Annotated in this window: 26 protein-coding genes; 13 read left to right on the top strand and 13 right to left on the bottom strand. The window is 41.1% G+C overall.

Annotated elements, in window-relative coordinates; all coding sequences use genetic code 11:
• Positions 1–304: 304 nt before the first annotated feature.
• From OFN67_RS01415 to OFN67_RS01380, 8 genes are all read right to left on the bottom strand, one after another.
• Positions 305–928 carry a restriction endonuclease subunit S gene (locus tag OFN67_RS01415; RefSeq protein ID WP_443101032.1) on the bottom strand — a complete coding sequence of 208 codons (624 nt, stop codon included), beginning with the start codon at positions 926–928 and terminating at the stop codon, positions 305–307.
• On the bottom strand, positions 867–3,524 hold the full coding sequence (locus tag OFN67_RS01410; RefSeq protein WP_270868204.1) for an N-6 DNA methylase: 2,658 nt from the start codon (positions 3,522–3,524) through the stop codon (positions 867–869). Before OFN67_RS01410 ends, OFN67_RS01415 begins: the two co-directional genes overlap by 62 nt.
• A gap of 75 nt (positions 3,525–3,599) precedes the next feature.
• Positions 3,600–4,580, bottom strand: coding sequence for a 1-aminocyclopropane-1-carboxylate deaminase (locus tag OFN67_RS01405; RefSeq protein ID WP_270868205.1), 981 nt, complete (start codon positions 4,578–4,580; stop codon positions 3,600–3,602).
• Positions 4,567–5,577 (bottom strand): OmpA family protein, encoded by a 1,011-nt coding sequence (locus tag OFN67_RS01400; protein ID WP_270868206.1) that lies wholly within the window; start codon positions 5,575–5,577, stop codon positions 4,567–4,569. The genes OFN67_RS01405 and OFN67_RS01400 overlap by 14 nt, the downstream gene beginning before the upstream one ends.
• Positions 5,567–6,850, bottom strand: a complete 1,284-nt coding sequence (locus tag OFN67_RS01395) for a MotA/TolQ/ExbB proton channel family protein (protein ID WP_270864385.1) — start codon at positions 6,848–6,850, stop codon at positions 5,567–5,569. The genes OFN67_RS01400 and OFN67_RS01395 overlap by 11 nt, the downstream gene beginning before the upstream one ends.
• 10 nt (positions 6,851–6,860) lie before the next feature.
• Positions 6,861–7,925: a class II fructose-bisphosphate aldolase gene (fbaA, locus tag OFN67_RS01390; RefSeq protein ID WP_270868207.1), complete on the bottom strand. Its 1,065-nt coding sequence runs from the start codon at positions 7,923–7,925 to the stop codon at positions 6,861–6,863.
• Positions 7,926–7,945: 20 nt separating this feature from the next.
• Entirely contained in the window at positions 7,946–8,767 is an 822-nt protein-coding gene (locus tag OFN67_RS01385) for a peptidylprolyl isomerase (protein ID WP_270858917.1), read from the bottom strand.
• A gap of 125 nt (positions 8,768–8,892) precedes the next feature.
• Positions 8,893–9,702, bottom strand: coding sequence for a peptidylprolyl isomerase (locus OFN67_RS01380; protein ID WP_270868208.1), 810 nt, complete (start codon positions 9,700–9,702; stop codon positions 8,893–8,895).
• Between the two features lie 77 nt (positions 9,703–9,779).
• On the opposite strand from OFN67_RS01380, the gene nth reads away from it, so the two are divergent.
• On the top strand, positions 9,780–10,412 hold the full coding sequence (gene nth, locus OFN67_RS01375) for an endonuclease III (RefSeq protein ID WP_270868209.1): 633 nt from the start codon (positions 9,780–9,782) through the stop codon (positions 10,410–10,412).
• Between the two features lie 2 nt (positions 10,413–10,414).
• On the opposite strand, the gene OFN67_RS01370 is transcribed toward nth, so the two are convergent.
• The 5 genes from OFN67_RS01370 to OFN67_RS01350 are packed head-to-tail and all read right to left on the bottom strand — an operon-like array spanning position 10,415 to position 13,652.
• Positions 10,415–11,689, bottom strand: a complete 1,275-nt coding sequence (locus OFN67_RS01370) for a M20/M25/M40 family metallo-hydrolase (RefSeq protein WP_270868210.1) — start codon at positions 11,687–11,689, stop codon at positions 10,415–10,417.
• An 8-nt stretch (positions 11,690–11,697) separates the two neighbouring features.
• A complete protein-coding gene (locus OFN67_RS01365) occupies positions 11,698–11,970 on the bottom strand; it encodes a cation transporter (protein ID WP_270868211.1) in 273 nt (90 codons plus the stop codon).
• A gap of 8 nt (positions 11,971–11,978) precedes the next feature.
• Entirely contained in the window at positions 11,979–12,254 is a 276-nt protein-coding gene (locus OFN67_RS01360; RefSeq protein ID WP_270868212.1) for a heavy-metal-associated domain-containing protein, read from the bottom strand.
• Positions 12,247–12,570 carry an aryl sulfotransferase gene (locus OFN67_RS01355; RefSeq protein WP_270868213.1) on the bottom strand — a complete coding sequence of 108 codons (324 nt, stop codon included), beginning with the start codon at positions 12,568–12,570 and terminating at the stop codon, positions 12,247–12,249. The genes OFN67_RS01360 and OFN67_RS01355 overlap by 8 nt, the downstream gene beginning before the upstream one ends.
• Positions 12,567–13,652: a transglutaminase-like domain-containing protein gene (locus OFN67_RS01350; RefSeq protein WP_270868214.1), complete on the bottom strand. Its 1,086-nt coding sequence runs from the start codon at positions 13,650–13,652 to the stop codon at positions 12,567–12,569. The genes OFN67_RS01355 and OFN67_RS01350 overlap by 4 nt, the downstream gene beginning before the upstream one ends.
• Before the next feature lie 135 nt (positions 13,653–13,787).
• Between OFN67_RS01350 and cmoB the strand changes: the two genes are divergently transcribed.
• The 12 genes from cmoB to cmoA all read left to right on the top strand — a co-directional run bounded on the left by cmoB (position 13,788) and on the right by cmoA (position 25,515).
• A complete protein-coding gene (gene cmoB, locus OFN67_RS01345) occupies positions 13,788–14,681 on the top strand; it encodes a tRNA 5-methoxyuridine(34)/uridine 5-oxyacetic acid(34) synthase CmoB (protein WP_270868215.1) in 894 nt (297 codons plus the stop codon).
• 163 nt (positions 14,682–14,844) lie between these two features.
• On the top strand, positions 14,845–15,648 hold the full coding sequence (gene nadE / locus OFN67_RS01340) for an NAD(+) synthase (protein WP_270868216.1): 804 nt from the start codon (positions 14,845–14,847) through the stop codon (positions 15,646–15,648).
• Between the two features lie 8 nt (positions 15,649–15,656).
• Complete coding sequence (locus tag OFN67_RS01335) at positions 15,657–16,793, top strand: DegT/DnrJ/EryC1/StrS family aminotransferase (protein ID WP_270858927.1); 1,137 nt, start codon at positions 15,657–15,659, stop codon at positions 16,791–16,793.
• Positions 16,786–17,727, top strand: coding sequence for a tetraacyldisaccharide 4'-kinase (locus tag OFN67_RS01330; RefSeq protein ID WP_270868217.1), 942 nt, complete (start codon positions 16,786–16,788; stop codon positions 17,725–17,727). The genes OFN67_RS01335 and OFN67_RS01330 overlap by 8 nt, the downstream gene beginning before the upstream one ends.
• 14 nt (positions 17,728–17,741) lie before the next feature.
• Positions 17,742–18,590: an acetylglutamate kinase gene (gene argB, locus OFN67_RS01325; protein ID WP_270868218.1), complete on the top strand. Its 849-nt coding sequence runs from the start codon at positions 17,742–17,744 to the stop codon at positions 18,588–18,590.
• Between the two features lie 9 nt (positions 18,591–18,599).
• Complete coding sequence (thrC, locus tag OFN67_RS01320) at positions 18,600–20,051, top strand: threonine synthase (RefSeq protein ID WP_270868219.1); 1,452 nt, start codon at positions 18,600–18,602, stop codon at positions 20,049–20,051.
• Positions 20,048–20,761 (top strand): 3-deoxy-manno-octulosonate cytidylyltransferase, encoded by a 714-nt coding sequence (gene kdsB, locus OFN67_RS01315; RefSeq protein ID WP_270868220.1) that lies wholly within the window; start codon positions 20,048–20,050, stop codon positions 20,759–20,761. Before thrC ends, kdsB begins: the two co-directional genes overlap by 4 nt.
• A 1-nt stretch (position 20,762) precedes the next feature.
• A complete protein-coding gene (gene ligA, locus OFN67_RS01310; RefSeq protein ID WP_270868221.1) occupies positions 20,763–22,709 on the top strand; it encodes an NAD-dependent DNA ligase LigA in 1,947 nt (648 codons plus the stop codon).
• The gene (gene tlyA, locus OFN67_RS01305; protein WP_270868222.1) at positions 22,699–23,403 is read left to right on the top strand and encodes a 23S rRNA (cytidine-2'-O)-methyltransferase TlyA; all 705 of its coding nucleotides are present in this window, start codon (positions 22,699–22,701) and stop codon (positions 23,401–23,403) included. The genes ligA and tlyA overlap by 11 nt, the downstream gene beginning before the upstream one ends.
• Positions 23,404–23,919 (top strand): lipocalin family protein, encoded by a 516-nt coding sequence (locus OFN67_RS01300; RefSeq protein WP_270858934.1) that lies wholly within the window; start codon positions 23,404–23,406, stop codon positions 23,917–23,919.
• Positions 23,901–24,821 carry a bifunctional riboflavin kinase/FAD synthetase gene (locus OFN67_RS01295; RefSeq protein WP_270868223.1) on the top strand — a complete coding sequence of 307 codons (921 nt, stop codon included), beginning with the start codon at positions 23,901–23,903 and terminating at the stop codon, positions 24,819–24,821. Before OFN67_RS01300 ends, OFN67_RS01295 begins: the two co-directional genes overlap by 19 nt.
• Positions 24,811–25,515: a carboxy-S-adenosyl-L-methionine synthase CmoA gene (gene cmoA / locus OFN67_RS01290; protein ID WP_270868224.1), complete on the top strand. Its 705-nt coding sequence runs from the start codon at positions 24,811–24,813 to the stop codon at positions 25,513–25,515. The genes OFN67_RS01295 and cmoA overlap by 11 nt, the downstream gene beginning before the upstream one ends.
• The last annotated feature ends 70 nt before the right edge of the window (positions 25,516–25,585 follow it).

Raw genomic sequence — 25,585 nt, 5'->3', positions numbered from 1 at the left:
ATTTGGTTTTGAATTTAATAAATTTGGGAATTTAATGTCATTGCGAGATTTCCGCTACCGCAAGTTTGAAATACTGCCCCGATTTTGTCATTGCGAGCTTTCACAGAAAGCGAAGCAAAATGAGCGTAGCGACCCGAGCGAAGCGAAGGGGCATTTGGACGAGCCGTAGGCGAAGTCAATCTACGAATTTAAAATTCTTTGCGGTAAATTTGCAAAAATACTGACCTTAAATTTTAAAGTCGTAGATTGCCACGAAACGGCTTGCGCCGTTTCTCGCAATGACAGATTAAACAAATTTGTAAATTTAGTGTTTTGCAATGACTTGCTTCGTGGCGTTGATTTTTTTATCAGCCCACAAAACGACATCTTTTATGACTAATTTTTGAATTGCTTTTATAAAATTTTCCATAAATTCAAAGTCTAGTTCGCCGTTTTCGTTTATAGGGAGTTTGATTTTTTCAAATTTTACTTTATTCCAACTTGCTTTATTTTCATACGAAAATTTATGCTTTATTGATTTTTCTATTGATTTAGCTAAATACAATAAATTTTCTTTTGTTACATAAGCAAAATTTGGTTTTATTAAATAAGCGTTATATAAAACACCAGTTTTTTGCGGTTGAGCATATACATTGCCTGTTGATACTGCTCCGTCATTTACTATATCAAGTGTCATTTCTGCCGATTGAAAATCTTGTTCTCTACCAAAATACATAACGCCATTATTTCCGTCTTTTGCATTAACTAACGGCAAATTAAATTCTTGCGTTTGTGTTTTAGAAATATCTTTTTCTTTTTCAAATTTCCTTTTTAAGAATTTTAACTCTAATTTCTCAAACAATTCACCGATTTTAAATTCGGCGAATTTAAGCGGCGTGGCGGAATTTACTCTCTCTCTCTCTCTCTCTCTCTCTCTCGTAGTTTGCAAAAATATCAAGTGCGGTTTGTTCGGTGGTGGTGAGTTTGTAGTCTTTTAAACCAGTCGCCGCTAAATACGCTTCCAGCTCCGCAACACGCTCCGCTTCCAGCTCCGCTATAAATTTTTCAATAAAATCAAAAGCAATCTCGCCGTTTATAAATGGCAAATTTATCTCTAAATTTTGAATTTTATTCCAACTTGCCATATCTGAATACGAATAAATTTGTGGCAAGAAAAATAGCTTTGAAACAAAATATAATCCGAGTTTTGGATTTAAATTTCCTTTTGTAAATTTCAAAGAAAAAACTCTTGCGTGAGTTACCATTTTGTATTCATAAGGGCGAAAATAAGCATTTCCAAACATATCAATAGTAATTGTGTTTGCGTCAAAAATTTTAGCTTTTATATCGGTTTTTCCAATAATTCCTAAATTTTGTTCGCCCGAGCTTACGACATAATGACCTTTGCCGTTAATATGAGTTTTTTGAATATCAAAATCTCCGTTTGAGCTTTCAAATAATTCATTAAGCTTAAATTCCCTAAATTCCCCGCCGTTAGCTTTAAATTCATTTTCTAATCTTTGTAAATTTGAAAAATTTATGCTACGGGGAGTTTCCTTTGAAAGAATTTGGCTTACTTCCCAAGCTAGATAATCGCTCACGGTCTTTTTAAAATCGCCTAAATTTGGCATTGTGTCGATTTTTTTGTGTTGGGCGTAAGTCCAGTCTTTGCCGTCAAGGCTAATGGTATCTTCGATAACGCAATCATTAAAATAGTTTGTGGATTTTTTGCGATTTAGCACAATATCGACAATCTCTTTGTAGCGACCTTTGGCATCATCGCTGTCGCGTAAATTTACATTTAAGCCACTTTTTTTGCGATTTTGTCTGATATATCCGTCATTTGAAAAATCGATAAATTTGACTAATTTCGTCTCATCGTGTGGAGTGCCTACGCTAAATACATAAACGGCAGTTTGAACTCCTGCTTTGCCACAGAAAATATCGCTCATTTTTATGCTTGCAAGAAGTGTTGAGTGTTTTAAAATTTCAGCCGTGTATGGTAAGCCCTGTCCTGCTCCTGCGTTTTCTTGGATTAGGACGGCTGCTTTGCCGTTTTTCATCTTTTTAAGGGCTTTTTCGACAAAGACAAAACCTTTGCCGTCAGCTGAATACGGCGGATTTAGCAAAAATACATTTGCAGGGAAAGGGGTGTTTTCGTCTTGGTAATTTCCGTCAAATTTATTTTTATCAAGGCTGTTTGCGTTTATGATATTTGAGCTTCCGTCGCCCATTAAAATCATATTTAAAATCGCAAGTAGGCAAATGTCCGGGCGAAGCTCGACACCTAAGAGTTGCTTTTGTTTGATATGAAAAAGCTTATCTTTAAGCTCTGTGTCGGATTTTATGCTCTTTTTTGCATCTTCTAGCATAAGTTTCATCGCAGAAATCAAAAATCCACCACTTCCTAATGCGTAGTCCCAAACAAAGCTGTCTTTATTGACTTCACAAAGTCTAGCCATAAGCTCGGTTACATAGCGTGGAGTTAGCACGACATCGTTTTTCTCGCCGTCAGGCACATCGACATAGCGATTTAGGACATTGAAAAGCTGACCCGTGAAATCTAAATGGTAGCGATTGTTTTTAAGATATGGCATTACATTGTCAAGGACGATTTTATAGATATTTTTTAGCTTACTTTCGCCGTTTTCACTCTGCCATAAATTCGTGTGGATAAAAACCTTTTCAAGTTCGTTTAAAATCATATCTTTTTTCGGTTTTGATAAATTTTTGGCGTCTAAAAAGTCGGCGATTTTGTTTAATATTTTTTTGCCGTCGTTTGAATTTGAAGTGTTTTCGCCGTTTAGTTCATCGGAATTTAAAGGTTTTACAATGTTAGAAAATCCAAGTGCAGCCATAATCATACCGACTACAATCTCAACCCTGTGCTGAACTGCAACGCCGTAAGTGTGGTGAATAGTTTCGTTTAAATTTTTAAGTCTGACTTCTATGGCGTTTTCTATCTCTTTTGATTTTGCTTCGATTTGCTCGGCTGAAAGTTTGCAGTTTTCGATGATTTCATCTAAATTTTCGCTTTTTAGAAAACTTAGGTCGCTAAAATCGCCTAATTTTTGATAAATTTGTGGATTTGTTACGAAATAAACGGCATATTCGATTTTTGTATCTTTTGTAGGTGTGTCATATCCGTTTATACCGATAGCCAAACACTCACTAAAATCAGAATAAAATGTAACGGCATCGGCGTAGTGAATAGCTCCGTTTAGAGCGTATTTTTTGATATTTGCATAGTTTGGTTTTTTGTCTTTTGTGAAATTGTCAATTTCGCCGTTTGTGGTAAATTTGGCTAGGTCGCCTTTGCTTCCTTTGACTTCAATCATCACGGGCAGTTGCTTTAACTCTTTTGTCTCAATAAAAAGTTTAATATCAGGCAAATTTTTACCTTCACCACCACTTTTGCTTGGAGCTTTATTTAAGGCTTCATCAATGCCTTTGTTGATTATTTCGGTTTTCGCATAATGTTTGATTTTGAGTTTATCTAGTTGTTGTTTTATAAGATATTCTACTTTTTCTTCTATGCTTGGCATTTTTTAATCCTTAAATTTGCAAATTTGAACTTTGGATTTTAGCTAAATGTTTATAAAAAGGCTTTTAAAGGCGATTTACAAAATTTTAAATTTATACTCATATCTTTGCAGTTGCGAGATATTGCCGAGCACTCCGCCTTGGTGGATATATAGGACTTCGTTTGCGAATTTTTCGCGGTTAGCTAAAAGCGTGAGAAGTCCCACAGGGTCATAAATGAGATCAAATTCTATGCCGGTTTGCGCACGGGCTTTTTGCCAAATTTCATAAAGTTCGGCGTAGGGTTTGCCAAAGTGAAATTTGCGTGGCGGGGGCAAAATTTGCACGCCCGAGCGCGGATCTAGGGCTAGTATTTGCTCTCTCAGATACGAGCAATCGCCCACGCAAGGCGTGGTAAAGGTGCGAAAACGGCTGTGTTTGGCTAGATACGCCGCGCTCGTGCCAGTGCCACTTGGCAAAAAAATGTCAAATTCTCGCCCATTTTCGCGCGCATATTCCTCGATAAATTTAGCCTGCGCGATAAATCCAGCCTCAGCTTCGCCCTGCGCAACCCCCTCTTCGATAAAAATCGTGCTCTCATCGCAAAGGCTAAGCGCGAATTCACGGCGATTTTGCGCCACGAAAATCTCCATGCCATTTTCTAGTGCGGCGGCGAAATTCCCACACGGGCGCGCGCTTAAATTTTCGCTTAAATGCGAGATGACAAACTGAAATTTTAGCCCTTTTATGCGGGCAAAAACGCTTTCGTTATACATGGCGTTTGATTGCGAGCTACCAAAGCTTACAATCTTTGAAATGCCCTGCAAATCGGCACCCAGCAGGGATTGAAGCTTCCTTGCTTTATTGCCGTTAAAAATCCCAATCAAATCATCACGCAAAATTGCAAAGCTAAAATTTTCGATTTTTATCTTTTGGATTTTTGGGGGTTGTAGCGAAATTTCGCCTGTTTTTTGCACCTTGTCTACTTCGCGCAAATGAGCTTCAAACTCAGGCGAGATTATAGCACGCTGCGAGAGCTCGCGCGAGTATTGCGCCCCGCCAAAGCTATCTTGTCGCATTTGCGTCAAATTCCAAAAATTTGCGGATCTCTTCCATGGCCTCTTTGTTGCTAAGCGTAAATTTGATTTCGATTCTACGGCTCGCGTCTTTGTCCTCGGCGCCGTCAGTTAGCACAGGCTGAGAATAACTGCGCCCGCTTGCGATTAGGTATTTTTGCAATCTCTCGTCTTTGTTCCACTCGTTTATGAAATTCATGACCGCCAATGCGCGCTCTTGCGAAAGGGCTAGGTTGTATAAATACCCGCCGTCGCTGTCTGTGTGGCCCTCGATGATGATTTGATCTAGGCTATTTCTGATTTCATCATTATCCATAAGTGCGCTAAAATACCCTTCTAGCGCGGTTTTAAAGCTCTCTTTGCTACCCTCTTTAAGCTCGCTTGAACCCTTGTCGAAAAGCACGGACGAATTTAGCGTCATCGCCCCGCTCTCGCTATCTATGCGGATTTTGCCGCCTAATCTCTCTTTAAGCTCGGCGATTAGTTTGACCTTTTGACCGGTTAGGTTGCGAATTCGGTTTTTGGTGACATTTAAATCGTGCAAAATTTTGTTGAAATCGCTCTCTTTTTGGGTTAGCTGATCGAGCAAAAACGCGATTTTTATCTCTTTTTCGGTAGCTTCGGTGCGTGAGTTTTTCAAAAGTTCGCTAATGTCGAAATTCTCTTTTTTGAGTTTTTCTGCCATGGCGCTTAAATCTTCGATTTGGATAAAATAGATCGAATTTTGCTTGCGAAGGTCGGTGTTTTCGACATTTAGCTTTTCAAGCTGTTCGGAAAAAATCTTATTTAAAGCCTCTAATTCGGCTGATTTTTTCTGCGAGGATTGAAGTGCGACCATAGTCTTTTCGTGCTCGCTAGTTTGGGCTTTGAGGTCGTCTTGCACCAAATAGTATTTGACGATAATCCCGCCGATTAGTAAAATAAAGACAAACAAAAGCCCCGCCATTAAATCAGCGTAAGCTATCCAAAAGGTCTCTTTTTCGCTGGTTTTACTCTTCATTTTGGTTTTCTTTTTCGTCTATGCTTTGAAGCGTTTTGCGTAGCTCGTCGATGATACCCTCTGAGCTTGTGTTTTTGCCTAGGCTAGAATCAAAAAGCGATTTGATTTCGTCATTTAGCTCTTTAAAACTTGCTTTAAAGCTCTCTCTTGCGTTAATTTGCTCGCTTAGCATATTTTCATTTAGGGATTTGATCTGCAAGGTAAAATTTACGATTGCCTGATTTAGGGCGTCTGCGCTGGTTTGCAGATTTGCGCTTTTTTGCTCAGATGATTTTGAAAAGCTCAAATATCCTGCTGAAATGCCGTTTTGAATCTCGACCATGTTGCTCGTAACGGCCTTTAAAGACGATAAAATTTGGTCGAAATTTTTGCTGATTTCGCCGTGAGTTAGGTTGGCATTTAGTATCATTTCATTAGCCCTTTCTAATTCGCTAGTAGTTAGCGCAAGGGCGCGCTGCTCGGCGTCAATTATGCCTTGAAGTGTTTGCATTTTTTCATCGATTGCGACATTTAGGCTATCGCTAAGGGTATTTGAAGCCATAGCCATGAAGGAGCGCGAAACCTCGGCGTTGCGATCAAGTATCTCGCTAAGGTAGCTTTGCGTGATTTCCTCTTTGCTCCAAAAAAAGTTTTTTGTGGCGTTTTTGTATTTTAAAAGCAATCTTTCGAATTTGCTAATTCCCTTTTTTTCGAAATAAATCCACCAAAGCGCCAGAAAAATACCATAAATCGACACATAAAACGCCGTGCCAACGCCACCTAGAAGCCCAGCAATCTCGGTCTCTAAATTTGCGATATTTGATGATGAGAAATTTGGCATAGAAATCGCAATGCTAATAAATGTGCCCAAAATGCCCAGCATTGGGAAAACACCCACCGCGACGGAGGCGTAGTTGTCATTGCGAAGCGAGTGCGAGTATTCATCTACGAAATTTTCAAATTTAGCGTCGGACTTTTTCTTAGCGCCTATGCTAAGGAGATTTTCGACGATGTAGTTTTTAAGCTGAATTTTGAAATTTTCGATACTATTTTGAAATTTCAAACAGCCAAATTCAGCATTATGCCTAGCCAAAAATAGCGCAATGATGAGCAAAAAGCCCATCATTACGATCGAGTGGAGCTCGACTTTGAAGTTGATTACCTTCAAAAATCCTAGCAAAAATATGGCGAAAATCGCCACAGGAACAAACACGATTTTCAGATAAACGCCCAGTAGTGAGCGCTCTGGATTTTCTGGAAGCGTTAAATCTAAAATTTCTGTTGTTTTTTCCATGAAATTTGCCTTAGTTTTTGTTTATACAATTTAAATTTTCAAATGCGACAAGCAATCTTTTTACCATACTTTCCTCGCCACATCTTAGCCATTTGCGAGGGTCGTAGTATTTTTTGTTTGGTTTATCTTCGCCTTCTGGGTTGCCGATTTGACCTTGCAAATATGCTCTATTTTTGAGCTCATACTCTCTCACGCCGTCCCAAAACGCCCACTGCGTATCGGTGTCGATATTCATCTTGACTACGCCATAGCTTACAGCGTCTTTGATATCTTTGATCTCACTACCGCTACCGCCGTGGAATACGAAATTTACAGGTTTGGCGTCATTTAAGCCAAATTTTTCTTGCACGAATTTTTGTGAATTTCGTAGAATTTCAGGGCGAAGCACGACATTTCCCGGTTTATACACGCCATGCACATTGCCAAAGCTCGCTGCAATCGAGAAATTATCGCTGATTTTTTTAAGTCTTTCATACGCAAGCGCGACATCTTCTGGTTGCGTGTATAAAAGCGCGTTATCCACGCTTGTATTATCCACGCCATCTTCCTCGCCACCTGTTACGCCAAGCTCGATTTCTAGGCTAATTCCTAGCTCGCTCATCTTTTTAAGATAGCTTTCGCAAGTACTTAAATTTTCTTCCAAACTCTCTTCGCTAAGATCTAGCATGTGAGAGCTAAATAGTGGCACGCCGTGCGCTTTTTTATACCCTGCGCTTGCCTCTAATAATCCGTCAATCCAAGGAAGCAGTTTGCGCGCTGCGTGATCAGTGTGTAAAATCACAGGCACACCATAATACCTAGCTAGCAAATGCACCTGCAAAGCACCTGCGACTGCGCCCATAATTGCGCCGTTTTCGCACTCTTTGCCCGCATAATAACTCGCTCCGCCATTGCTAAATTGGATAATCACAGGAGAGTTTGCCTTTTTGGCGCTCTCTAATACAGCATTTACAGAGTGGCTTCCTACGACATTTACAGCAGGGATTGCAAAACCCTCGCTCTGCGCGTATTTGTAGAGCTTGCTAACATCATCACCAAATAATACACCAGCTTTAACTACATCTAAAACACCCATTTTGCACCCCTTTTTTAAGATTATTTGTATTCGATTTTTGCTTTTTTAAGCAGATCTTGCGCCAATTTTTCTGAATTTGCGGCTGCTTTTTCTTGGCGGATTGAGCCTTCGATTAGAGGTTTTACCTCGCTAACTGGGACTTGGCGTTTTGCAATTTGATCCTCTTTTAAGATTACATGGTAGCCAAATTCTGTCTTAACAGGAGTTTTTGAAATTTCACCTTTTTTTAGCGCAAACGCAGCGTCTGCGAAAGGTTTAACCATAGCGCCCTCTTTTGGAAACGCTGGTAGTGCGCCACCTGATTGTTTTGCGGCTGGCTCGATTGATTTGGCTTTTGCGATTTCGCTAAATTTAGTGATTAGTGCGCCACCATTTAGCCCTTTTAGCTCATCAATCACAGCCTTTGCCTCGGCGTCTGTTTTGACCAAAATATGGCGAACTTGGGCAAGTTCTGGATTTACAAATTTGGCTTTATTTTTGTTGTAAAAGTCTTGAACCTCTTTGTCGCTGATTTTGATTTTTTTGGCCTCTTTTGATTGCCATACGCGCACAGCTAGGTTGTCTTTTTGGAACTCTAACTCTTTTTTATAAACTTCGTCGTTCATAACGCCTGCTTTTTTAGCTTGTTCTACGACAAGTTTTCTAGCGATAACGCGGTTTAAGATATCTTTTTTGGTATTTGCTGGCAGTGAAGCGAATTGTTGTGGAGCTATGCCTTGGGCTACTAGAAATGGAATAACATCATTTTCTGTGATGTTTTTGCCATTAGCAGTCGCTAAAACTGTCGCATTTAGGCCCATGGCCACAGCCAAACTAAGTGCTGAAAAAACTAATTTATTCATTTAAATTCCTTTGTAAAAAAAATCGCAAGATTATAGCCAAAGCTGGTTAATGATTAAAATTTTGCCCGCCTTAGGATACGCATTTTCGCGTATCTATGAGCGGGTCAGTGTAATTGAAGTGAAATTTATTTTACTTCTACCTTCGCGCTTTTGCGAAGTTCTTGTAGTTTTTGCTCTAATACAGCGCCTGCTTGTTGGCCTTTGATTAAATTTTCGATGAAAGGCTTGGCTTCGTCTTGGCTAAGCTGTTTTTGAAGTTTGGCGTCTTCTTTGAGCACGATATGATAGCCTAAATCAGTTTTGATAGGGGTTTGCGTGATAGCGCCTCTTTTAAGCTTGCTTGAAGCGTCCCAAAACGCTTTTGGCATCATTTCTTGGGTAACCCATGCAAGATGACCTTTGGTTTGTTTGGCCTCAGGCACGATTGATTTAGCTACTGCAAGTTCTTCAAATTTTGCCACCAAAGCGTCGGCTTTTGTGTTTTTTAGCTCTTTGATAATCGCGTCAGCTTCGGCCTTTTTCTCCACTGTGATATTAGATAGCAACAAAGCGGCTGGTTCGACGAAAGCAGATTTGTTTTCGTTGTAAAATTTAGCAATATCAGCGTCGCTTACTTTGATTTGCTTTGATAGTTGGTGTTGATACATTTCGATAGCGATTCTATCTTGCGCTGCTTTTAGGGCGTCTTTGTATTCTTGTAGATTTGTAACGCCACTTTTTTTAGCCTCAGCGGCTAAAATTTCAATATCAATCGCTCTTGCAAGCACCATTTGTTTTTCTTGATTGCTAAGCGTGGCTGGATTTTTGCCAAGTGCTGCTATGTGCGGGGCGACCTCGGCCTCTGTGATTGGCGCGCCATTTACTGTGGCGAAAACTGTCGCATTTAGGCTCGCTGCCGCTGCTAAACTTAGGGCTGAAAATAGTAATTTTTTCATTAAAATTCCTTGTAAAAAAATGCGAGATTATAGCCAAAAAGCTGTTAATAATCAAAATTTTTGTGTAAAATAGGGGCATGAGAACGAAAAAAGATATTTTAGAAATCAAAAATTTATTGTTATCGCATTTTGGTGAGCCGACAACCGAGCTTAAATTTAGGAATTTATACGAGTTAATCGTCTGCGTTATGCTTAGCGCGCAATGCACCGATAAACGAGTAAATTTAATCACACCTGCGCTATTTAGGGAGTTTCCTGACATACACTCGCTCGCAAATGCAAATTTGGGCGCAGTTAAAATGCTGATAAATTCGTGCAGTTTTTTTAACAACAAAGCGCAAAATTTAATCAAAATGGCAAAGTCTGTGGTGGAAAATTTCGGCGGCGAAATCCCGCTAAATGAAAAGGATTTAATTAGCCTTGCAGGGGTCGGGCAAAAGACAGCCCATGTCGTGCTAATCGAGCATTGCGGGGCAAATTTTATCGCCGTGGATACACATGTTTTTCGCGTTTCGCACAGGCTTGGGCTAAGTAGCGCAAAAACACCGGAACTTACCGAAAACGACCTTACAAAGGCATTTGTAAGCGATTTAAACTATCTGCACCAAGCTTTGGTGCTATTTGGACGATACACCTGTAAAGCTGTAAAACCTAGGTGCGCAGAGTGTTTTTTAAATCATCTTTGCAAGAGTAAGGATAAAATTTCATAAATTTATCCTACATTTTTAATGATTTCTCGCACGGCATTTAGAATTTTTTCGACCGATTTTAGCTCGACTTTTTCATGCGTGCTGTGTGGCGAAGTGATATTTGGACCAATCGAAGCTGCCTGTATAGCGCTATCTTTTGTGATAAAAACGCCACACTCTAACCCGGCATGAACGGCTCCCAGCCTAGCAGTTGGCACAAATTTTTGCAAATTTTTTAAGATAAATTCGCTAAATTCGCTAATTTGCGGTTGCCAAGGCTGGCTAGTTTCGCCAAAAACGCATTTCAAGCCAAAATTCTCAGCCGACATTTTGGTTTGGTATTTCACACCTTTTAAACCCTTTTCGCTCATCGATCTAGCGTAAAACAAAAGTTCAAATTTGCCGTTTTTTTCACCAGCCAAAGATAAATTTATGCTAGTTTGTGGCAAGCCTAAATCATCGTTAAAATCCCTAACGCCTTGCTTAAATTCGCAAATGAGATTTAAAATATTGTCCGAATTTTCATAAATTTCGCACTCTTTAAATCCAAAAAATTTATGTTTTATGAAATTTGGAAAATTTGAAATTTCATTTTTAAAAATTGCAGTCGCACTAGCTTTTGCAGGAATCGAATTTGCCCTTTCGCCGCCGTTAAATTCGGCGATTTTACCGCTATTTTTAGCGATAAATTCGGCTAAAAATTTAATAGCGTTTGGCAAATTTTTATGAATTTCCACACCACTATGACCGCCCGGGAAATCATCGATAAAAATCTCATAGCAAAAGCCACTTGTCTTCTCGCGCGCGCTGTCGCAAAGAGCGCGAATTTCGGCACTTCCTGCGCACCCGATTATGACTTCGTTTTCATCTTCGCTGTCTAAATTTAGCATTTTTTTGCTTTTTATCGTGCCCTCAAATTCTCTAACGCCCCAGAGCCCCACTTCTTCGTTGTTAGTAAAAACTGCCTCAAAATCGCTAAATTCGCTCATCATCGCCATTATAATTGCTACACCGATTCCATTATCAGCCCCAAGCGATGAGTTTTTCGCGCTTAAAAATCCGTCTTGCTCCACTAGCTCGATTTGCGGCGCAAGTCCCACGCCAACCATATCATAGTGCGCTTGCAGGCAAATTTTTGGCTCACCTTTGAGGGCATAAATATTTCCGGCACTATCAACTTCCACGCTAAATTCGTGCTTTTTTGCAAATTCCACTAAAAAATCTCGCAATTTTTCCGTTTCATAGCTAAGGTGCGGAATTTCGCAAATTTGCCTAAAATAACTCATAACTTTTTGCATTTTTCGCCTTATTTTCGCTTATCACTTACGATTTTGCCTTCGTAAGTGGTCTTTGCGATAGCTTCAAGCATTGCCTTTGTGTCGGCATCATCGCGCGCTAGCACGCTGGCTGTTTTAGTTGCTAACTCCACGCGCGCGCTGATTACGCCATCGCACTCACTTAGGGCCTTTCGCACCATTTGCGTGCAGAGCGGGCAGTGTATTTTCTCTACATAAATTTCAATCTCTCTATCGGCGAAAAGCGCGCTAACAAGGGCAAATAATAGTAAAATTTTACGCATAAATTTCCTTATTTTTGTTTAATACTTAAAATTTTGGCTTTTTCGTATTTTGCGTTTTTCAAAGCCTCGATCATAGCGTTCGTATCGGCGCTATCCTCAGCGATGACGACCGCCTTTTTCTCGCCCTCTTTGGCCTCGACGCTGATTACCCCCTCGCATTTTTGCAAGGCAAATTTAATCGAAGTTGCGCATAGGTTGCAATGGATTTTTCCGACTTGGATTTCGATTTCGCGCTGTGCAAAAAGCGCGCCACAAACGAGTGATAAAACTAAAATTTTACGCATAAAATCTCCCTAAAATTTCAGGATAAAATAGAAGTAAAAATATCAAAATTCCGCTTAAAATGTAAATAAAATACCATTTTTTGCGACCTGCGCCGATGACGCATGAGTTTTTACGAAATAGCACAAAATATAGACTCACAATGTAAAAAACAATGGAAAACGCCGTAAAAATGGGGCGAAATTTCGCCAGCTCGTCCGCAAAGGAAAGTGCCGAAAAACTCACCCCAAAAAGCAAAAATAAAAGCGCTGGCAAACAGCACAAAGTCGCCATAAATGCGCTTATAATCGCTAGAACGATAAATTTTAGCTTACTCAAATTTCGCGACTTTTGTAATCGTAGCTAAATTCTTTCGGGTCGTAATAATTTAGCGTTTGTCCGTCTGTTTCGCCATAAACATAGCCGAAATTATTTATCGGAAATTGCGCTGGGCGCGGACTTAGCGTAAAATCTCTGCCGTAATTAAACCCTATCCAGCACATCTCCCAGTTGCCAAAGAGATATTCGCGGATTTGCGCGATTTTTTGGTCGTCGTTTGTGAGTTTTTCGCCTAGGCGGACTTTGGTGACATCGGCAGGATCTACTGGAATCCAGCCGTATCCTTTGAGATAAAACTCAGCGCGACAGTGTTGTCCGCCTGAAATATGGCTAAATCCGTCATCTTTGGGTGCTGCGCCCATTTGAGATGAGAAGCGCGACGCGCCCACACGAATACCAAACATTTCGCGCGCAGGTATCCCAGCAGCCCTCGCCAAAGCCACAAAAACCGAGTTTATGTCGGTGCATTTGCCACTTAATTTACCGCTACTAAGTATTTGCTTCACATCGCCTAGTCCGCACCCAAGCACGCTGTTATCGCGCTCCATGGTGTTTGCCACCCAGGTGTAAATCGCCCTAGCCTTTTCTAAATCGCCTTTGATATTTCCTACGATTTCATCTGATTTTTGTTTAACCACGCCGTCGATTTGAATTTGCGTAGTTGGTTGCAAAAATTTAGCGATTTCGGGGGCTAATTTTTCGTTTTCGTTGAAATTTACCTTCGAAAAATCGGTATTTCGCTCGGTGGTTTGCACATCGAAACTGATATCAAGTATCGGAGTTTCGCTTCCGCTAAATTTCGCATAATATGTCGGAATTTCGCCCTCAGTGATAAATTTCTCCACTGCGTTTGAGCCAACCTTATAGTGCGAAATGACCTGCTGAAAATCGCTTGGAAGCACGAGCGGGACCCAGACCCTGCTCTCTTTGCCGACCTCTTTGATAGCGTGTTTTAAACTAACGCTAAATTTGCGCGTTTTTTGCTCAGCTTCTTTGGCGCTTGTATCAGCTAAAACCACGCTAGGAGCGAAGCTAGCGACACCTAAAATACTACTAAATTTAAAAAAATCTCGTCTTTTCATTTGAAAAAATTCCTGAATAATCTAACCAAACTTGGCTCTAAAAGACAGAGATTTTATCTTTTTAACGCTTTAAAATTGCTTTTTTAAATTTGCTTTGATAAAATGGCGCAAAATTTATGAAATTTAGGGTAAAAAATGGATTTAACTACCATAAAAAACGAAATGTTAAAAAAACTAGAAAACGCTCAAAACGCCGAAATTTTAGGTGCGATTAAGGCACTGCCAAAATTTGATTGCAAGGTGAGTTTTGGCGATGCTATAAGTGCGAAATTTGACGCAAACGAAGAGCAAATGGAGCAAATCAAGCAAATCGCACTATCGCTAAAACCTTGGCGCAAGGGGCCTTTCGCGCTAAATGAGCTTTTTATCGACAGCGAGTGGCAAAGCTTCATCAAATTTAACCTTTTAAGGGGGTATATTGATTTGGCGGGCAAAAATGTCGCAGATGTGGGCTGTAATAATGGATACTATATGTATCGTATGCTAGGCCTTGGCGCGCATAGCGTTACAGGCTTTGATCCTAGCGCGCTATTTTATCTGCAATTTTTGTTTTTACAGCATTTTATGCGAGCGCAGGCGATTTTCGAGCCGCTTGGCGTGGAGCATTTGCCGTTTTATGGGGCGAAATTTGACACGATTTTCTGCCTTGGCGTGATTTATCATCGCTCAGATCCTATCTCTATGCTAAAACAGCTCAAATCCGCGCTAAATAGCGGTGGCGAGGTGATTTTAGATACGATGTATATAGATATGGACGGAGATTTTGCCCTTACGCCAAAGGGCGGGTATTCTAAGATCTCAAATATCTACTTCGTGCCCACTATCGGCGCACTTAGTAACTGGTGCGAAAGGGCGAAATTTAAGAATTTTGAAATTTTAGAAACCAAACAAACTGATTTTAACGAACAGCGAAAAACTGAGTGGATTGACGGCCAGAGCTTGGAAAATTTCCTAGATCCAAAAAACCCAAATCTCACTATCGAAGGTTACCCTGCCCCGAAACGAGTCTATGTCAAAATCAGCCTGTAAATACGCAAAATTTTACAAATAATTTTGTGTATTTTGTCAAATTTGGCAAAATACACAAATAAATCATAAATTTTAATCAAATTTTTCTCTCTTTTTTAAAGCTTAATTTTAGTTTAATATTGGTAGAATTAAAAGTTTAGTTTATAATTTACAAAGGTTTTCTATGAACGCTCAAAATTTAATTCCATATTTGACCGATTTTTTGGCCACAGAACTTGAAAAAACAGGAGCAGACGCTTTCGTAGTCGGAGTCAGCGGAGGACTTGATAGTGCCGTAGTATCGGCGTTATGCGCCCTAACAGAGATCCCAACTCGCGCCCTAATCATGCCTATGCCTAGCTCAAATTTAGCAAATTTAGGCGATGCGATTGAGCATTGCGATATGTTTGGTATAGACTACGAAATCCAAGAAATCGCCCCATTTATGGAGGCTTTCGCTTCGCTTGATACTGGCGCAGACAAGCTAAGAACTGGAAATTTTGCAACAAGAGTTCGCATGGGATTATTATATGATTACAGCGCGAAACACCGCGCAGTCGTAGTCGGAACAACAAATTTGAGCGAAAGAATGCTAGGATACAGCACGATTTATGGTGATTTAGCGTGTGCCTTTAACCCAATCGGCGAAATTTTAAAGACAAAAGTAAGCAAGCTTGCCGAAGCGCTTACTATCAATGAAAACATAATCGCAAAAACTCCAAGCGCAGATTTATGGGAAAATCAAAGCGACGAAAGAGAGCTTGGATATAGCTATGATATCCTAGATAGCGTGCTTAGAGACATCTTCTCTCGCCCTGAACTTCGCGAAAAAATTAGAGGCGGCAAAGAAATCACAAAAGATGATTTAGCATACTTGCTTGATTCGAATCACAACGCTGATTTATGCAAATTTATCACAAATAGAATGATAAAAAATAGCTTTAAATTACGCATGCCAAATGTAGCACAAGTAGATCCTAATGCTTAGGATTTCACATGAGGCAAATACCTTTTTTTAAAGCGCAGGTTGATGATAAAGAAGAATCGCTTATACTAAATGCCCTTCACAATCCACAAATAAAATACTCAGAAATTTTTGAAAACAAAATTTGTGAGTATTTTGGTGTGAATTACGCAATCTCCACTACTAGTGGCACTACTGCGCTTCATCTTGCGCTTTGCACACTTGGTGTCAAGCGCGGAGATAGAATTTTATGCTCGGTCAATTCATTTCCGCATGTAGCGGCGGTTATTAGGCATTTTGATGCTGAGCCGATATTTGTAGATATCGATACAAACACCTTTAATATCACCCCTGAAAGCTTTTCAAAAGCTATCGAGCTAAACAGACACAAAAAGCTAAAATGCGCCTTTATCTCGCACACAGCCGGGCTCGTAACCGATATGGACGAGATTTACGAAATCGCCAAAAAAGAAAATATCACTATCATAGATGACGCTTCTAGGGCCACAGGTGCTACATACAAGGGCAAAAAAATCGGCTCGTTTGAAAACTCGCTGTTTTCGTGCTTTCAGATAAATCCACAAGCCCAAGACGCAATCTCTACGGCTGGATTTTTCGTCACAAATAACGAAGGTTTGGCAAATTCTGCCAAAATTTTGCGCAATAACGGAATCGTGGGCGAAGCGTTTTATAAAGACGGAAATTTAGGCTTTACTTACAATGTAGATCGTATCGGTCAAAAATACGATTTAAACTCGATAAATGCGGCATTTGCACTATCGCAACTAGAAAAAACAGATAGTTTTATCAAGCGTCGCCAAAATATCGCAAAAATGTTTAGGAAATCCTTGGAAAATTGCCCTCATATCGAGCTTCCTACCGATAGCGCGGAGCACATTTATACACAATTTATCATAAAAATCGACAAAAACCGCGATGATTTCGCGCGCGAAATGATTTCTAGGGGCATTGATGTGGGGCTTCACTATGTGCCACTGCACCTGCTAAGCTACTACAAATCCAAGTATAATTACAAAGTCAATGACTTCCCAAATGCGCTAAAAAATTATCAACAAATTTTATCTTTGCCGATTTATGCCTCGCTTAGCGATGACGATGTGGCGTATATCTGCGAAAAAATTATAGAAATTGCGAGAAGCCGTGTTTAAAATTTGGCTCGAAAAAAATTTATACGATCCGGGCGTTATTTGGCTTATAATTTCATTTTTTTTGCTTCCACTCTCAATCATTTTTGGCTTTATTCAGATGATTAGGCGCGCTATAACTAAACCCAAAGATTATGGCATAGCAGTAGTAAGCGTGGGAAATCTAACCCTTGGCGGAAGTGGTAAAACTCCGCTTGTGGGGGCGATTTTTACAGAATTTAGCCCTGAAATTCCTACCTGCATAATACTGCGCGGATACGGCCGCAAAAGCCACGGACTACAATATGTGGCGAAAAATGGCGAAATTTTATGCGACATAAAAACCAGTGGCGATGAAGCCATGCTCTATGCCAAAACCCTAAAAAACGCAAGCGTTCTTGTGAGCGAAAACCGCGAAAATGCCATAATGCAGGCCAAAAAAGATGGCTTTGCTCTCGTGATTTTAGACGATGGATTTTCTAAATTTCATATAGAAAAATTTGAGATTGTTTTGCGCCCTAGCGATTCGCCACTTTTGCCCTTGCCGCTGCCGGTTGCTGGCTATCGCTATCCACCAAATTTCTACAAATTCGCAGATTTTATTCCCAGCCTAGATGATATAAAATCCACTAGTGAAATTTCAAATTTTCCAAATCCACACACCGACAAGGAAAATACGATTTTAATCAGCGCAATCGCCAAGCCATGGCGCTTAAAAGAGTTTGAAAAACACGCCAAAGCCAGTTTTTATTTCCCAGATCACTATGATTTTACAAAAGATGAAATTAAAAATTTACTTCATAAATCTAGTGCCACGCATATCATTTGCACCGCCAAAGATTTCGTCAAGCTCGAAAATTTCGGGCTAAATATCAGCGTAATCGAGCTTAAAACCACGCTTAGCGAAAATTTCAAAAACCAAATCAAAGCCTACATTGCTAGCAAACTAAACCACTAAATTTGGAGAAAACAATGATAAAATCAAGTCAAATCGCAGAAATTATCATCTCAGCCCTACCTTATATCCGCAAATTTCGCGATAAAATTTTCGTCATTAAATACGGCGGCGCAGCCCAAACCGACGAGGTTTTAAAGCTAAATTTCGCTCGTGATATCACGCTTTTGCACATGGTTGGTATCAAGGTCATCGTCGTGCATGGCGGCGGCAAAAAAATCAACCAAACCCTCGATTTACTGGATATCAAAAGCGAATTTTGCGATGGTTTGCGCGTAACAAGCAAAGAAGCTATCGAAGTAACCGAAATGGTGCTAAGCGGACTTGTAAATAAAGAAATCACCGCGCTTCTTAACCAAAACGGAGCCCCTGCCATAGGCATTAGTGGTAAGGACGGCGGACTTTTGAAGGCAAAATTTTTAGACCGCGAAAAATACGGCTTCGTAGGCGAAATCACAGATGTGAATACAAAAGTCATTTATGATTTGCTAGATCGCGATTATCTGCCTGTCATCGCGCCACTTGCCGGTGGCGAAAATGACGAAAATATCAGCTTTAACATAAACGCAGATCTTTGCGCTAGCAAAATCGCTAGCTACCTAAAAGCCGACAAAGTGATTTTTCTAAGCGATATCGACGGCGTGCTAGATAAAGAGGGCAAACTCATTAGCAAACTCGATGAAAATTCGATCTCGGCTTTGAAAAAAGACGGCACGATTAGTGGCGGTATGATACCTAAAATCGATGCTTGCTTAGAGTGCATAAACACAGGCACCAAGGCCGCTCACATAATAAATGGCAAAATCCCACACTCGCTTTTATTAGAGCTTTTCACTGATACTGGTATCGGAAGTTTGATTAGATAAGGAGAATTTATGAAATTAGTTTCCACACGAGATTTTAGCGCCAGCGCCACACTTAGCGACGCACTACTAAGCCCAAGTGCTGCATTTGGCGGACTTTATACACCGCGCGAGTTGCCAAAACTTACACCTGAATTTTGGAGCGAGTGCAAAGAGCTTAGCTATAAACAAATCGCTTTAAAGCTTATAAAAGCCCTAGATTTCGACATTTCGCCAGAGGTTTTCAAAACCGCTCTTGCTAGATATGATAGTTTCGAAAACCCTGCCCTGCCACTTGAAATTTCTAAATTTAACGATAACACCTATATTTTGGAGCTTTATCACGGCCCGACGCTTGCTTTTAAAGATATGGCACTTCAACCTTTTGGCGCACTTCTTGGCGAGCTAGCGGCGCAAAGAAATGAAAAATACCTCATAATCTGCGCTACTAGTGGCGATACTGGCCCAGCCACGCTTGAAACATTTGCAAACGACCCAAATATCAAGGTCGTATGTCTATATCCAGCTGGCGGAACGAGTGAAATTCAGCGCCAACAAATGGTAAAACAATCAGCCAAAAATTTAAAAATTCTAGGCATTAAAGGGAATTTTGACGACGCTCAAAGAGCGTTAAAATCGCTACTTAGCGATGATGATTTTAAAAACGAGCTAAGAGCTAATAATCTTTGCCTAAGTGCGGCAAATTCTGTAAATTTCGGCAGAATTTTGTTTCAAATCATCTACTACATTTACGCTAGCGTGCAATTTAGCAAAAATCCAAAATTTAGCGCGCACGATAAATTTGATGTAATCGTGCCAAGCGGAAATTTCGGCAACGCCCTTGGTGCGTATTTCGCCAAAAAAATGGGCGCAAATATTGGCAAAATCAAAATTGCCTCCAATGCAAACAATATCCTAACTGATTTCATTAATACTGGAATTTACGATTTGCGTGGCAGGGAGCTAATTAGCACGATTAGCCCTGCAATGGACATTTTGATTAGTTCAAATGTCGAGCGCGTGCTGGCTGATTTATTCGGCGATAAACGCACAAAAGAGCTTATGGCTAGCCTTGCGCAAGATAAATTCTACGCCCTTAGCAAAGATGAGCTTACTAAGCTTCAAAGCGAATTTGAGGCCGGTTTCACAAGCGATGACGAGTGCTCGAAATTTATCAAAGAAGCTAGCAGTAGTGGCCGTCTCATCGACCCACACACTGCAAACTGCTTCAAACTTTTAGGTGGCGATACGCCAACTCTCATCGTTTCTACGGCGAAATGGATAAAATTTACCCCGTCGATGATAAAAGCGATAAAATCTCGTCCGTGCGAAGATGAAAAGGCCGATATGATAGCACTCTCGAAAGAGTTTCAAAGCGATATTCCAGCGCAAATTTCACGCCTTTTTGCCAGCCCTGAAATTCACACGAGCATAATCGAGCAAAACGAGATTAAAAACACGATTATTGATTGGATAAAACTATGATTATAATACCTGCCCGCCTAGCCTCAACTAGGTTTAAAAACAAAATTTTATGCGAATTTGCCGGTGTGCCAATGTTTATCAAAACAGCGCAAAACGCCGCCAAAGTAGATAGCGTGCTAATCGCGGTAGATGATGAGCAAATCCTGCAAATCGCCAAGGATTATGGATTTCGCGCCGTTATGACAGATGAAAACCACCAAAGTGGCACAGATAGAATAAACGAAGCTGTGAAAAACGCAAATTTAAGCGATGATGAAATTTTAATCAATGTCCAAGCCGACGAGCCGTTTTTTGAGACGCAAAATTTAATTAAATTTAAAGAATTTGCCACCAGCGCGATCAAAAACGGCGCATTTATGGCTAGTTGCTACAAAAAAATCGACGAAAAAAGCGCGCAAGATCCAAATTTAGTCAAGGTGATTTTGGACAACCACGGCTTTGCGATTTATTTTTCACGCGCGCCGATACCTTATCCAAGAGCCGAATTTAAGGACTATTTGGGGCATATTGGCATTTATGCGTATAGTGCAAAAACCTTGCGCGAGTTTTGCGCCCTACCGCCTAGCGTGCTAGAAAACACCGAGAAATTAGAGCAACTTCGCGCCCTAAGTGCTGGCAAAAAAATCGCAATGTTGCAAATAGAGACAAACAGCGTCGGAATCGACACGCAAGAAGATTATGAAAAAGCGCTGAAAATTTTTGGGAAATAAAATGGATTTTAACGAATACAAAGAGGCAGTGCAAACCCTGAATTTATGGGCGAGAGCGTATTACACGCAGGATAATCCAATCGCTAGCGACGAAGAATACGATACGCTATATAGCAAGGTCGAAATCTTCGAGCGCGCTCACCCAGAGCAAATTTTGCCATACTCCCCTACTTTGCGTATCGGAGGCGAGCTTAGCGAGGGTTTCGAAAAGCTTTCTCACAGCGCGCAAATGTGGTCTATGGAGGATATTTTTAACGACGGCGAGCTTTTGGCGTGGCTTGGGCGTGGCGAAAAGGCAAATTTAGAATTTTATGTCGAGCCGAAATTTGACGGAGCGAGCCTAAATCTCACATACGAAGACGGCATTTTAATCTCGGCTGCCACGCGCGGAGACGGCAAAATCGGCGAAAATGTAACCGCCAATGCAAGAGCGATAAAATCTATCCCACTTCAAATCCCATATAACGAAAAAATCGAAATTCGTGGCGAAGTTTTGATTGCTAAAAGCGATTTTGACGCCCTAAACGATGAGCGCGCGCAAAATGGCGAAGCGCTGTTTTCAAACCCACGCAACGCCGCAGCTGGAAGCCTTCGCCAGCTAGATAGCGCGGTTGTAGCGAAGCGAAAACTTCAATTCATACCTTGGGGTGTGGGAGAAAATAGATTAAATTTCACGCGACATAGTGAGATTATGGAGTTTGTGCGAAGTCTTGGCTTTAAGAGGGACGATTTTAGGCGAATTTGTGCGAGTGCAAATGAAATCCGCAAGGCTTACGATGAGCTTCACGCCCTGCGCGATAAAAAAGATCTGATGCTAGATGGCATGGTGCTTCGCATAAACGATGTCGCGAAGTGCGATTTGTTGGGATACACCGTGAAATTTCCGCGTTTCATGGTGGCGTATAAATTCCCTGCTGTTGAAAAAATCACAAGGCTAGTTGATATAAATTTACAAGTTGGTAGAACGGGCGCAATCACCCCTGTGGCGGTGGTCGAAAGCGTCAATATCGACGGGGCAAATGTCAGCAACGCTACGCTTCATAATTTCGATGAAATCGAGCGTTTGGGGCTGATGAAAAACGATTTTGTGGGAATTATACGAAGCGGCGATGTAATCCCAAAAATCACAAGCGTCTTTGCTGGGCGCAGAGACGGCTCACAAACGCCCATAACTCGCCCTAGCGCGTGTCCTGTATGTGGCGGTGGCCTGCTCGATGAGGGTGCTTTGATAAAATGTCAAAATTTGAGTTGCAAAGCACGAATTGTGGGGGCTTTAATCTATTTTTGCTCGAAAAAATGTATGAATATCGAAGGGCTAAGCGAGGCTACGATTAGCTTGCTTCATAGCCTTGGCAAAATTAACGAAATCGCCGATATTTACGCGCTTAGTGAGGCTGATTTTGCGGGGCTTGAAGGCTTTAAAGATAAAAAAATTTCAAATCTCTTAAACGCTATAAATTCAAGCAAGGGCGCGCAGCTTTATCGCTTCATCAGCGGGCTTGGTATCGAGCATATAGGCGAGGTCGCAGCGCGCAAAATCGCCGAGAGTTTCGGCGAGAAATGGCTAGACGCTAGCTATGAAGAGGTGCTAAATTTAGAAAATTTTGGAGAGGCTATGGCAAAAAGTTTTTGCGAATTTTGCGCCGAAAACGAAGAAAAAATTCGCAATCTAATCACAATCATAAATCCACAAATTTCTAAGAGCGAAACCACGCAAACCGCCTTTACTGGCAAGACCATCGTGCTTACTGGCACCATGTCGCGCCCCAGAGACGAGATCAAAAACCGCCTTTTGCAAATGGGCGCAAAGGTTTCGGGCTCAGTATCAGCCAAAACCGATTTTGTGATTTATGGAAGCGAGGCTGGAAGCAAGCTAGATAAGGCAAATGCCCTTGGCGTGCGCACGCTAAGCGAAGTTGAGTTCGAGGAAATGGCGCGTGAGATTTGATAGTTTCGTGGCAGACGCTCTAAAAATCAGCCGAAACAAAGCCCAAAATCTCATTAAAGAGGGCAAAATTTTGCTAAATGGCGAGATTTTAGGCAAGGTCTCAGCCGAAGTAGAAAATGGCGAGATTAGCGCGACAGACGAGATTTTCGTAAGCCGTGGCGCACTGAAATTAAAGGGATTTTTAGATGAGTGCGCGCTTGATATCGCGGGCGTGCGCGCCCTAGATATCGGCTCATCGACGGGCGGATTTGTGCAAATTTTGCTAAAATACGGCGCAAGCGAGGTCGTAGCCCTTGATGTGGGAAGCGCACAGCTAGATGATAGCTTGCGCCACGATCCGCGTGTAATCGTGCGCGAAAACACCGATATCAGGGAGTTTGAGAGCCAAACGAGTTTTGAGCTAATCACCTGCGATGTCAGCTTTATCGGGATTGAGAAAATTTTGCCTAGCATTTTGCGCCTTGCTTCGCGCGATATAATCTTGCTTTTCAAACCGCAATTCGAGGTCGGCGTGGGCGCAAAACGAGATAAAAAAGGCGTCATAAAAAATCAAAAGCTAGTAGAGCAAGCAATGGCGAAATTTGAGTTAAACTGCGCTAAAATGGGGCTTATAATGATACAAAAACTCCCTTGTCAAATCAAAGGTAAAGAGGGAAATCAGGAGTTTTTCTATCATTATAAAAAAGGAGAATAGATGAAATTTAAGCAAATTTTAATTTTAACTTTAACTATATTTTTCCTAGGGGCGTGCGCCAAAAGCATTTCGCCAAACGCGCCTATCACGCGGGATTTTGACATAGCTAAATTTTGCGGTGGTTGGTATGAGATAGCCCATATCAAGGGCTTTACAGGCGAGTTAGAAAACACAGCTTATGAAATTTTCGTCGATAAAAATGGCTCGATAAATATGCTAAAATCAGCCCAAAGCCAAAGCGGAAAAATCAAATTATCTAGCGAAGAACTAGCCTTTGTGGGCAAAAAATCCGAGGGAAATTTAGTTCGCAAAGGTATGATAAAAAATGCCAAATTTAGCGTCGCTCAAACCGATGTGGATTACAGCTACGCGCTCGTTTTTGGCGAAAACACAGGCGAGCTTTATATGCTTTCGCGCACCAAAACCATGCCCGAACTCATCAAAAATATCTACCTAAACAAAGCCAAAGAAAGTGGCTATGACACCCAAAAAATCGTATGGACGAAGCAAAAATGAGCGAGCCTAGCGAAATTTCAATCCTAGCCAAATTTGGCGAAAACGAGAAATTTCTAAATTTAAATGGAGCGAAAAAAAGCGAGATTAAAGCCCTTGCTATCGGCAATTTCGACGGATTTCACAGGGCTCATCAAAAGCTATTTGACGCTCTTGGCGAGCATGGTGGCATAGTCATAGTCATCGCCGATACTGCGCCCAAACTCACGCCACCTAGCCTAATTAGCCAAATTTGCGAAAAAGAGATTTTTTACTGCGATTTAGTTAGGGTGAAAAATTTAAGTGGAGCCGAATTTATCGCACTTTTAAACGCAAATTTTCCAAATTTGGAAAAAATCGTAGTCGGAAATGATTTTAAATTTGGCAAAAATAGAGCCAGCGACGCAGAGTTTTTACGCGCGAATTTCGCCGGCGAAACGCTCATAATCGACGAGTATAAAATCGACGGCGTTGGCGTGCATACGAGGCTAATCAAAGAGTTTTTAAACGCTGGTGAGTGCGAGAAGGCGGCGCAGTTTTTGGGGCGAGAGTATGAAATCTCTGGCAAAGTCATCAGCGGTCAAGGACTAGGCGCAAAGGAGCTGTTTGCGACGCTAAATCTAGATGCTAGCGAGTTTTATATGCCCAAACATGGCGTTTATGCCACGCTGTGCAGGGTAAAAAACAAAATTTACAAAAGTGTCTCATTTATAGGGCACAGGGTCAGCACAGATAGCAATTTCGCCATAGAAACGCACATTTTAGGGGAGTTTGGCGCAAATTTCACGCCAAAGAGCGCGAGCGTGAAATTTATCAAATTTATCCGCGAAAACAAAAAATTTGCAAATTTAGGCGAATTAAAAGCACAAATTTCAAGCGACATCGCCATTGCTAGGGAGATTTTAGGAAACAAATATGAAAGATGAAATTTTCAAAACGCCGATAAAAAAGCAGTTTGAGTTCGACAAAAGCGTCGCTAGCGTCTTTGACGATATGATCGCGCGCTCGGTGCCGTTTTACAAGCAAAGCTCCGAGCTTGTTTGCGAGCTTTTGGCACGGATTTTGACTCATGGTGCCAAAGCCATAGACCTTGGCTGCTCGACGGCTGGGATTTTGCTTAGCTTGTATCAAATGCGCCCTGATTTGGCGCTTTTTGGCGTGGATAACTCCGAAGCAATGCTAGAAATCGCCGCGGCAAAAACCGCTGCTTTTGGCGCGCAGATAAAATTTTCGTGCGAAGATATCTTAGAGTGCGATTTTAAGGGCTTTGACGCCGTGATTTTAAACTACACTTTGCAGTTTATTCGCCCGATAAAACGGGCAGAATTTATGCGCAAAATTTATGAAAATTTGGGCGAAAACGGAGTTTTGATTTTCGCTGAAAAGCTCGTTTATGAGGATAAAACGCTTAGTAAAAATATGATTGAAATTTACGAAAATTACAAAGAAAATCAAGGCTATTCGAAGTTCGAAATCGCCCAAAAGCGCAAAGCGCTCGAAAATGTGCTAATCCCATACACCGAGAGTGAGAACAAAACGCTCGCGCTTAATGCTGGATTTGCCAGCGTGGAAATTATCTTTAAATGGGCGAATTTCGCTGTTTTCATGGCGAGAAAATAGCTAAATTTCGCCTTTATTTTTGCAAACACTGCCCCGAAAATTTGTGTTTTGCAAAATTTGTAGCATTTTG

Origin of the sequence: Campylobacter sp. JMF_11 EL3 (assembly GCF_027736965.1) — a bacterium.
GTDB lineage: Bacteria > Campylobacterota > Campylobacteria > Campylobacterales > Campylobacteraceae > Campylobacter_B.
Note: the sequence above shows the minus strand (reverse complement) of the source record. Positions and strands in the feature narration are given on the sequence as shown.

Bases quoted from the DNA above. Each gene is read 5' to 3' on its own strand.
- OFN67_RS01410 (WP_270868204.1), bottom strand. From the start codon at position 3,524: ATGCCAAGCATAGAAGAAAAAGTAGAATATCTTATAAAACAACAACTA.
- OFN67_RS01405 (WP_270868205.1), bottom strand. From the start codon at position 4,580: ATGCGACAAGATAGCTTTGGCGGGGCGCAATACTCGCGCGAGCTCTCG.
- OFN67_RS01400 (WP_270868206.1), bottom strand. From the start codon at position 5,577: ATGAAGAGTAAAACCAGCGAAAAAGAGACCTTTTGGATAGCTTACGCT.
- OFN67_RS01395 (WP_270864385.1), bottom strand. From the start codon at position 6,850: ATGGAAAAAACAACAGAAATTTTAGATTTAACGCTTCCAGAAAATCCA.
- fbaA (WP_270868207.1), bottom strand. From the start codon at position 7,925: ATGGGTGTTTTAGATGTAGTTAAAGCTGGTGTATTATTTGGTGATGAT.
- OFN67_RS01385 (WP_270858917.1), bottom strand. From the start codon at position 8,767: ATGAATAAATTAGTTTTTTCAGCACTTAGTTTGGCTGTGGCCATGGGC.
- OFN67_RS01380 (WP_270868208.1), bottom strand. From the start codon at position 9,702: ATGAAAAAATTACTATTTTCAGCCCTAAGTTTAGCAGCGGCAGCGAGC.
- nth (WP_270868209.1), top strand. From the start codon at position 9,780: ATGAGAACGAAAAAAGATATTTTAGAAATCAAAAATTTATTGTTATCG.
- OFN67_RS01370 (WP_270868210.1), bottom strand. From the start codon at position 11,689: ATGCAAAAAGTTATGAGTTATTTTAGGCAAATTTGCGAAATTCCGCAC.
- OFN67_RS01365 (WP_270868211.1), bottom strand. From the start codon at position 11,970: ATGCGTAAAATTTTACTATTATTTGCCCTTGTTAGCGCGCTTTTCGCC.
- OFN67_RS01360 (WP_270868212.1), bottom strand. From the start codon at position 12,254: ATGCGTAAAATTTTAGTTTTATCACTCGTTTGTGGCGCGCTTTTTGCA.
- OFN67_RS01350 (WP_270868214.1), bottom strand. From the start codon at position 13,652: ATGAAAAGACGAGATTTTTTTAAATTTAGTAGTATTTTAGGTGTCGCT.
- cmoB (WP_270868215.1), top strand. From the start codon at position 13,788: ATGGATTTAACTACCATAAAAAACGAAATGTTAAAAAAACTAGAAAAC.
- nadE (WP_270868216.1), top strand. From the start codon at position 14,845: ATGAACGCTCAAAATTTAATTCCATATTTGACCGATTTTTTGGCCACA.
- OFN67_RS01335 (WP_270858927.1), top strand. From the start codon at position 15,657: ATGAGGCAAATACCTTTTTTTAAAGCGCAGGTTGATGATAAAGAAGAA.
- argB (WP_270868218.1), top strand. From the start codon at position 17,742: ATGATAAAATCAAGTCAAATCGCAGAAATTATCATCTCAGCCCTACCT.
- thrC (WP_270868219.1), top strand. From the start codon at position 18,600: ATGAAATTAGTTTCCACACGAGATTTTAGCGCCAGCGCCACACTTAGC.
- kdsB (WP_270868220.1), top strand. From the start codon at position 20,048: ATGATTATAATACCTGCCCGCCTAGCCTCAACTAGGTTTAAAAACAAA.
- ligA (WP_270868221.1), top strand. From the start codon at position 20,763: ATGGATTTTAACGAATACAAAGAGGCAGTGCAAACCCTGAATTTATGG.
- OFN67_RS01300 (WP_270858934.1), top strand. From the start codon at position 23,404: ATGAAATTTAAGCAAATTTTAATTTTAACTTTAACTATATTTTTCCTA.
- OFN67_RS01295 (WP_270868223.1), top strand. From the start codon at position 23,901: ATGGACGAAGCAAAAATGAGCGAGCCTAGCGAAATTTCAATCCTAGCC.
- cmoA (WP_270868224.1), top strand. From the start codon at position 24,811: ATGAAAGATGAAATTTTCAAAACGCCGATAAAAAAGCAGTTTGAGTTC.